The organism is Intrasporangium sp. (genome assembly GCF_036566125.1).
Classification (GTDB): domain Bacteria; phylum Actinomycetota; class Actinomycetes; order Actinomycetales; family Dermatophilaceae; genus Intrasporangium.
In genome coordinates this window covers 1-7,736 of the sequence record NZ_DATCWX010000059.1, presented here as the reverse complement: position 1 = coordinate 7,736, position 7,736 = coordinate 1, and the positions used below count along the sequence as shown (strand labels likewise).

Below are 7,736 nucleotides of genomic sequence, written 5' to 3'. Positions count from 1 at the left end.
CACCTGGATGTGCTTGCTGACCGCCTGCTTGCTGATCTCGAAGGGCTCGGCGAGCTCGTTGACCGTTGCCGGTCCGCGGGACAGCCGGGCGATGATCGCGCGACGGATCGGGTCGGCGAGCGCCGCGAACGCGCGGTCCAGGCGCTCCTCCGCCGCTCCGTCGTAGATCATTAATCAACCTCTTCCTTGATCAACCAACAGATTGATTAAAGAACAACACCAGTCTGCATGTCAACCCGTGTCCGCATTTTCTGCACACTCGATGGGAGAGGCCCGCAGATGCGGCGATAGAGTGGGGTTCATGCCGCAACTGCGAATCAGCGAGGCTGCCGCCCTGCTCGGCGTCAGTGACGACACCGTCCGCCGCATGGTCGACTCGGGCCGCCTCGACGGTGGCACCGACGAGGCCGGCCGGCGCACCGTCGACGGCGCCCAGCTGGCCGCCGTCGCCCAGGAGCTCGCCCACCCCGCCGAGATCGGCACCATCGGCGGCGCCTCGGCGCGCAACCGGATGCGCGGCATCGTCACGGCCGTCACCAAGGACAAGGTCATGGCCCAGGTCGAGCTGCAGTGCGGCCCGTTCCGGATCGTCTCGCTCCTGTCCAGCGAGTCGGTCGACGATCTCGGCCTCGAGGTCGGGTCCGTCGCCGTCGCCTCCGTCAAGGCCACCAACGTGGTCGTGGAGGTCCCCGCATGAGAAGGGCACGTCGGCGCGGACTCAGCTCAGCGGCATACGGCATCGTCGTTCTTGCTCTTGCCGCCTGCGGCAGCTCGCCCGCCGGGAGCGAGCCGACGGCGTCCAGCCAGACCGTCACCGTGCTGGCGGCCGCCTCCCTCACCGAGTCGTTCAACCAGCTCAAGGCCGACTTCGAGCACAGCCACCCCGGGATCACCGTCGAGGCGTCCTACGGCTCGAGCGCGACCCTGGTCCAGCAGGTCAACCAGGGCGCCCCGGCGCAGGTCATCGCCCTCGCCGGCGAAGCCGCGGCCGAGCCCCTCGACGAGAGCCTCGTCAAGACGTCGAGCATCTTCGCCACCAACGTCCTCGAGATCGCCGTCCCCCCGGACAACCCGGGCAACGTCCACGACGTCAACGACCTGGGCAGGACCGGCCTCAAGGTCGTCCTCTGCGCCGAGACCGTGCCGTGCGGCAAGGCCGCCGACGCGACCTTCAAGAAGGCGCGCGTCGTTCCGTCGGTCGTCTCCCGCGAGGTCGACGTCAAGGCGACCCTGGCCAAGGTGAAGCTCGGCGAGGCCGACGCCGCCGTCGTCTACCACTCCGACGTCGTCGCCGCCGGTGGCGCCGTGACCGGCGTCACGATCCGCGACCCGTTCAACACGAGCCTGCGCTACCCGATCATCACCCTCGCCGACGACGCCTCTACGGCGGAGTTCGTCACGTATGTGCTGTCCCCCGAGGGGCTGGCCACCCTGCAGTCCTTCGGCCTCGGGGCGCCGTGACTCTCTGGGCGGCGTCCGGCACCACCAAGCGGTCGTATGCCGCTGGGTGGCGTTCCCGGGCCGCCCTCGGCATCCCTGCCGGGCTGGGTCTCGCGCTGCTCGTCCTGCCCCTCCTGGCCCTCCTGCTCCAGGCCGACTGGGCACGGCTGCCCAGCGACCTGGCTGACCCCACGGCGCGGCTGGCCCTGCGTCTGTCGCTGCTGACGACGACCACGACGGTCTCCCTCTGCCTCCTGCTCGGCACGCCACTCGCGTGGGTCCTCGCCCGCAGCGACCATCCGGCGGTGCGATGGGTGCGGGCCCTGGTCACCGTGCCGCTCGTCCTGCCCCCGGTCGTGGGGGGCGTTGCGCTGCTCATGACGTGGGGGCGGAACGGCCTCGTCGGCCAGCACCTGACGGCCTTCGGGGTGCAGATCCCGTTCACGACGGTCGCCGTCGTCCTCGCCGAGACGTTCGTGGCCCTGCCGTTCTACGTGCTGGCCGTCGAGGGATCCATGCGGGGCCTGGACCCGCGCCTCGAGTCCGTCGCGCGGACCTTGGGCGCGAGCGACCTGCGCTATCTGCGGACTGTGGCGCTGCCGCTCGTCCTGCCCGGCATCGCCAGTGGGGCGGCGCTCGCGTGGGCCCGGGCGCTCGGCGAGTTCGGGGCCACCCTGACGTTCGCCGGCAGCTTCCCGGGTCGCACCCAGACGGCGCCCTTGGCGGTGTATGCCGCTCTCGAGCAGGACCCCCAGGTCGCGATCTCGTTGAGCATCGCCCTGCTCGCGGTGAGCATCCTCGTCCTCGGCCTGTTGCGTGGCAGGTGGCTCCGATGACCGCCGCGGCTGGCCGGGCGCACCCCTCCCGCAACACACCCGGCAGCGCGGAACTCACCGTGCTGCAGTTGTGGTCTGTTGTCCATGACCGGGTGTGTTGCGGATGAATGGGGGGCTCGATGCGCGGGTCCGGCTGAGCCGCGGCACCCTCGACCTCGACGTCGACCTGCGGGCCGAGCCGGGGCAGGTCATCGGCGTGCTCGGGCCCAACGGCGGCGGGAAGACCTCGACCGTCCTGGCCTTGGCGGGCGTGCTGGGCGTGGAGTCCGGCCACATCCGGGTCGGTGCCGAGAGCTGGGACGAGAACGGCCGCCGCCTGTCCCCCGAGGCGCGGCACGTGGGGCTCATGCTCGCCGACCCGCTGCTCTTCCCGCACCTGCGAGCGGTCGACAACGTCGCCTACGGTCCCCGCAGCCGCGGCGTCGCACGCGGCACCGCCCGAGAGCGAGCCCTGGCAGAGCTCGACCGTGTGGGGCTCGCTGGACAGGCGCATGCCAAGCCGCGGGAGCTGTCGTCCGGTCAGGCGGCGCGGGTGGCCCTCGCCCGCGCCCTGGCGACCGACCCTGCGCTTCTCCTGCTCGACGAGCCACTGGCGGCACTCGACCCGGACACGCGCGCGAGGACACGCTCCCAGCTGGGAGCCCGCCTGGCGGCATACGGCGGGGTGACGGTCGTGGTGACGCACGACCCGCTCGACGCCCTCACCCTGGCCGATCACCTCGTCTTCATCGAGAACGGCACGGTCAGCCAGACGGGGACTCCCCATGACGTCCTCCGCGAGCCGCGAAGCGCCTATGTCGGCACGGTCGTGGGGCTGAACCTCTATGCGGCACAGGGTGACTCGCACGGGCACGTGACGGTCGACGGCGACGGCCTGCTGGTCACGACGGATCCGACCGAGGGATCGGTCTGGGCGGCGTTCGCGCCGAGCGCCGTGTCCCTGCACCGGCACCAGCCCGAGGGGTCGCCGCGCAACACGTGGCGCCTGCGGATCAGGGACGTGACGATGCAGGGGCAGTCCGCGCGGGTCGGGTTGACGGGGTCGATCGACCTGACGGCCGAAGTGACGCTCGAGTCCATCGCGGCGCTCGGGCTGCACGTCGGTCAGGACGTCTGGGCCGCCGTGAAGGCCACCGAGGTGCGGACCTATCCCCGCTGACCACGCCTGCCTGCCACGCCCCTCCCGACCGAGTGCGCCGATGGCCGGGTTTGGGGCCAATTTCTTTGACGTCCTAGTATCTGGACCATGCCAGCGACGAGGCTGATGCCCACCGACGAAGCCGCCGACCTCATCGAGCTGACCCGCGAGATCTGCCGCAAGGACCTCGCGCCGCAGGTGGACGAGGCGGAGCGCAAGCACACCTTCCCGGAGGAGACCTTCCGCACCCTCGGCGCGGCGGGGCTGCTGTCCCTCCCCTACCCCGAGGAGTACGGCGGCGCGGGGCAGCCGTACGAGGTCTACCTCCAGGTCGTCGAGGAGATCGCGTCCGTGTGGATGAGCGTCGCCGTCGGCGTCAGCGTCCACAGCCTGACGGCCCATCCCGTCGCCACCTACGGCACCGAGCAGCAGAAGCAGGCGCTCCTGCCCGAGATGCTCTCCGGCAACCAGCTCGGCGCCTACTGCCTCTCCGAACCGCTCGCGGGCTCAGACATCGCGTCGATGACAACCAGGGCAACGGCCTCCGACGACGGGACGAGCTATTCCCTCAAGGGCACCAAGGCGTGGATCTCCCACGCGGGGCACGCCGACTACTACACGACCTTCGCCCGCACTTCAGACAGCGGCGGCAAGGGCCTCTCGACCTTCATCGTCCCCGCCGACGCCCCTGGCCTGGCCTTCGCCGAGCCGGAGAAGAAGATGGGCCTGCACTGTGACCCCGTCGCGCAGGTCATCTTCGACGGCGTCCCGGTCGACACTGCGCGCCGGGTGGGCGAGGAGGGCCAGGGCATGATGATGGCGCTCACAGCCCTGGACGCCGGCCGACTCGGGATCGCCGCTGCCGCAACCGGGCTCGCTCAGGCCGCCCTCGACCAAGCCGCCGTCTACGCGAAGGAGCGGCAGCAGTTCGGCCGCCCGATCGCCAGCAACCAGGGCCTCGCGTTCCTCATTGCCGACATGGAGGCTGCCGTCACCACCGCCCGCGCCGCCTACCTCCACGCGGCTCGCCTCAAGGACGCCGGCCGCGCCTTCAGCAAGGAGGCGGCCGTCGCCAAGCTCGTCGCCACCGACGCCGCGATGAAGGTCACGACCGATGGCGTACAGGTGCTCGGCGGCGCCGGCTACACCGAGGACTTCCCGCTCGAGCGCTACCTGCGCGAGGCCAAGGTGACGCAGATCTTCGAGGGCACCAACCAGATCCAGCGCCTCGTCATCTCCCGACACGTCCTCGCCAACTGAACGGCTGACCCCGAAAGGCCTCTCATGCAGCTGAACTCGTCCTCCGTCGCCATTGTCACCGGCGGAGGCTCCGGCCTCGGCGAGGCGACCGCCCGTCGCCTGCACGCAGACGGGGCCTCGGTCGTACTCCTGGACCTCGAGTCCTCTCGGGCCGCTGAGGTGATCGCCGACATGGGCGAACGGGCCGCGTTCGTCGCGGCAGACGTCCGTGACGAGAACCAGGTCCAGCAGGCCGTCGAGGCAGCGAGTGCACTCGGTGAGCTGCGGGTGGCCGTGAACTGCGCCGGAGTCGCGACGCCGGGTCGCGTCATCGGGCGGCAAGGCCCGCTGGCGCTGGAGACGTTCCGCACGGTCGTGGACATCAACCTCGTCGGCTCGTTCAACGTCATGCGCCTGGCCGCCGCGGCGATGCTCGACAACGAACCACTCGACGGCGACCGCGGGGTCATCGTCAACACGGCGAGCATCGCTGCCTTCGACGGCCAGATCGGGCAGGCCGCTTACGCCGCAAGCAAGGCCGGCATCGCGGGCCTCACCCTGTCGGCAGCACGAGACTTGGCGGACAAGGCGATCCGCGTCATGACGATCGCGCCCGGAACGTTCGAGACGCCAATGCTCGCCGGCCTGCCGGAGGAGACCCGTCACGTCCTGGAGCAGCAGGTGCCGCACCCGTCCCGCCTCGGTCAGCCGGCTGAGTACGCGAGCCTGGTGCGCTACATCGTCGACAACCCGATGCTCAACGGTGAGGTCATTCGCCTCGACGGCGCGCTCCGCATGCCGCCTCGCTGACAGACCATCACGTATGCCGCTGAGCTGAGTCCCAGCGGGACCCTGGTTAACGCACCTCCCGTAGTTTGGGCCATGCAACCCTTCGGCCCCCTTGCCTCGTCTTGAACCCGAGCGCAACAGTGCGACGAGGGGCCATGGGCCGACACCAGGGGGAGACCAGGATGCGACCACCCGACGACGAGTTCGCTGCCTACGTCAGGGCGCGGCAGGACGACTTCGTCAGGTTCGGCTACCTGCTCACCGGCGACCGGATGGCGGGCGAGGACCTGGCGCAGATCGCGTTGGCCAAGCTCTACCTCAAATGGGACACGATCCGGCAGGCCCAGTCCACCGACGCGTGGGTCCGCAGGGTCATGGTCAATGAGCACACCTCGTGGTGGCGGCGAGCCTGGCGGCGGCGCGAGACCCTCGACGTCGACCCCGTGCGTGAGTCCGAGCGCCGCGGCGCGGTCGACACGGCGCCGGTCGACCGGGAGCTGTGGACGCAGGTCATGGCCCTGCCGCCGCGGCAGCGCGCCGCGGTCGCCCTCCGCTACTACGAGGACCTCACCGAGGCCCAGACCGCCGAGATCCTCGGCTGCTCCGTCGGCACGGTCAAGAGCCAGGTCCACCGCGCCCTCGCCACGCTCCGCACCAAGCTCGAGGAAGTGCCCGCATGAACACCAGCCAGGTCCCCCAGGGCTCGGACGTCGAGCGCGAGGTCTCCGCGGTGCTGCACGGCCGCCTCGACCCGATGAGGGCATCGGTCGATCTCACCGACTCCGTGATCGGGCGCTCCCACACGATCCGACGGAACCGCCAGATCGCGACCGGAGCCGCCGTGGTCGCGGCCGCGCTTGTCGTCGTTGCGCCGCTGACGTGGACCACGCTGCGAGGTGGGTCCGACCACGGACTCCCCGCAGGGCCGTCCGTCGTCTCGACGGGCGCCCACACAACCGACGGCGAGACGACGAGCGCCCCGACGACCCCACCAGCATTGACCGGCGGCCCGACGACCGGCGCGACCACAACTGCGCAGACGACCCGGCCCCAGACGACCGCGACGACCCCCGTCACGGTCCCGACCTTCGCCATCCCCGACGGAGCCGATCTAACCGTCTCGGCCAGCGCGCCCTTCCGGCAGGGGTCCTCGGGCGACGCGGTCTGGAGCGTCGGCAAGACCATCCACCGCGACGGCCGCACCTTCACCCTCGAGGTGGGCGACACGTGGCAGTACCTTCCGCTCGCGGGAGGAAACGGCTTGGTCATCGACGGCGCCAACGACACCGAACGAACGGTGAGCCTCGTGGGTCCTGACGGCACGGTACGGCGAGAGCTCGCGAGGATCCCGGCGAGTCACGTCGGCGTATCGTCGGCCGCGAGCGCCGACGGCTCCACGGTGGCGCTCTACGCGTTCAACCCGAGCGGTTCCAAGAACAATGACGCGGTCATCTACGCCTGGGACTCGACCGGTCGGGAGCTCGGCCACAAGAGCAACCTGGTGCACACCGCCCACGTGGCCGGCTGGTACGGCGATCGGGTGTTCCTCGGCAACCGCACCTCGGGCCACAGCTACACCTGGGACTTCGCGACCAACACCATCGACAACTACTACGACGGCGCATCGTTCGGCACCGTCAACGCGGCAGGCTTCGCCGCGGCGTTCAAACCGACCGGGGAGGGCTTCACCGGCTGCACCGAGATCCTCGACGTGACCGGCACGACCGCCAAGGTGCTCTCCACGCACTGCGGGGACTTCCAGTCGTTCGGGCCGAGTGTGCTCTCCCCCGACGGGCGCTTCCTCGCCGGCTCCAGCGCATACCAGGACGGCTTCGCGGCGACAGTCGTCCGGGTGCTCGACACCCGCACCGGCCGCGTGGTCCTCGAGGTGGCGAACGCGGTGCTCGATGGCCGCACGGGCCCCGTCGTCACCGATGTGGCGTTCTTGAACTTTGGCTTCACGCGGGACGGATCCCTCGCGCTCGACGTCCTCAAGAGCGAGGGCGCGAGTGGCTCCGTCCAGGTGCTCGGCCGCTGCACTCTCGACGGAGCTTGCCAACGGTTCACCGACGAGGTCGAGACACCCGATGAGCTCGCGCCACCGATGAGGGTGCACCTCTTGGACGCCCGCTGACGCAACCACGCTGGGAGGAGCGCATGCCGCGGGGCCAGCTCAGCGGCATACGACCCGCTCGTCTGCGCAACACACCCGCTTACTGACTGCTGGCTCCTGCTGCACCAGGAGTCAGCAATCGACAAGCGGGTGTGTTGCTGGGACAACCTTGTGGGGCGGT

The 7,736-nt window shown here is 70.3% G+C and carries 9 protein-coding genes; 8 read left to right on the top strand and 1 reads right to left on the bottom strand.

Annotation, left to right across the window (positions count from 1 at the left end; translation table 11 throughout):
• On the bottom strand, nucleotides 1-171 hold a 171-nt coding region (locus tag VIR15_RS03440), incomplete at its 3' end, for an ArsR/SmtB family transcription factor (RefSeq protein ID WP_331926075.1).
• Between the two features lie 130 nt (nucleotides 172-301).
• On the opposite strand from VIR15_RS03440, the gene VIR15_RS03435 reads away from it, so the two are divergent.
• From VIR15_RS03435 to VIR15_RS03400, 8 genes are all read left to right on the top strand, one after another.
• A complete protein-coding gene (locus tag VIR15_RS03435; RefSeq protein WP_331926074.1) occupies nucleotides 302-697 on the top strand; it encodes a TOBE domain-containing protein in 396 nt (131 codons plus the stop codon).
• On the top strand, nucleotides 694-1,461 hold the full coding sequence (gene modA / locus VIR15_RS03430) for a molybdate ABC transporter substrate-binding protein (protein WP_331926073.1): 768 nt from the start codon (nucleotides 694-696) through the stop codon (nucleotides 1,459-1,461). Before VIR15_RS03435 ends, modA begins: the two co-directional genes overlap by 4 nt.
• Nucleotides 1,458-2,276 carry an ABC transporter permease gene (locus tag VIR15_RS03425; RefSeq protein WP_331926072.1) on the top strand — a complete coding sequence of 273 codons (819 nt, stop codon included), beginning with the start codon at nucleotides 1,458-1,460 and terminating at the stop codon, nucleotides 2,274-2,276. The genes modA and VIR15_RS03425 overlap by 4 nt, the downstream gene beginning before the upstream one ends.
• 103 nt (nucleotides 2,277-2,379) lie before the next feature.
• Nucleotides 2,380-3,435, top strand: a complete 1,056-nt coding sequence (locus tag VIR15_RS03420) for an ABC transporter ATP-binding protein (protein WP_331926071.1) — start codon at nucleotides 2,380-2,382, stop codon at nucleotides 3,433-3,435.
• A gap of 87 nt (nucleotides 3,436-3,522) precedes the next feature.
• Nucleotides 3,523-4,674 (top strand): acyl-CoA dehydrogenase family protein, encoded by a 1,152-nt coding sequence (locus VIR15_RS03415; RefSeq protein ID WP_331926070.1) that lies wholly within the window; start codon nucleotides 3,523-3,525, stop codon nucleotides 4,672-4,674.
• A 24-nt stretch (nucleotides 4,675-4,698) separates the two neighbouring features.
• The gene (locus tag VIR15_RS03410) at nucleotides 4,699-5,463 is read left to right on the top strand and encodes an SDR family NAD(P)-dependent oxidoreductase (RefSeq protein WP_331926069.1); all 765 of its coding nucleotides are present in this window, start codon (nucleotides 4,699-4,701) and stop codon (nucleotides 5,461-5,463) included.
• Nucleotides 5,464-5,624: 161 nt separating this feature from the next.
• On the top strand, nucleotides 5,625-6,122 hold the full coding sequence (locus VIR15_RS03405) for a SigE family RNA polymerase sigma factor (RefSeq protein ID WP_331926068.1): 498 nt from the start codon (nucleotides 5,625-5,627) through the stop codon (nucleotides 6,120-6,122).
• On the top strand, nucleotides 6,119-7,576 hold the full coding sequence (locus tag VIR15_RS03400) for a WD40 repeat domain-containing protein (RefSeq protein ID WP_331926067.1): 1,458 nt from the start codon (nucleotides 6,119-6,121) through the stop codon (nucleotides 7,574-7,576). The genes VIR15_RS03405 and VIR15_RS03400 overlap by 4 nt, the downstream gene beginning before the upstream one ends.
• Nucleotides 7,577-7,736 lie beyond the last annotated feature (160 nt).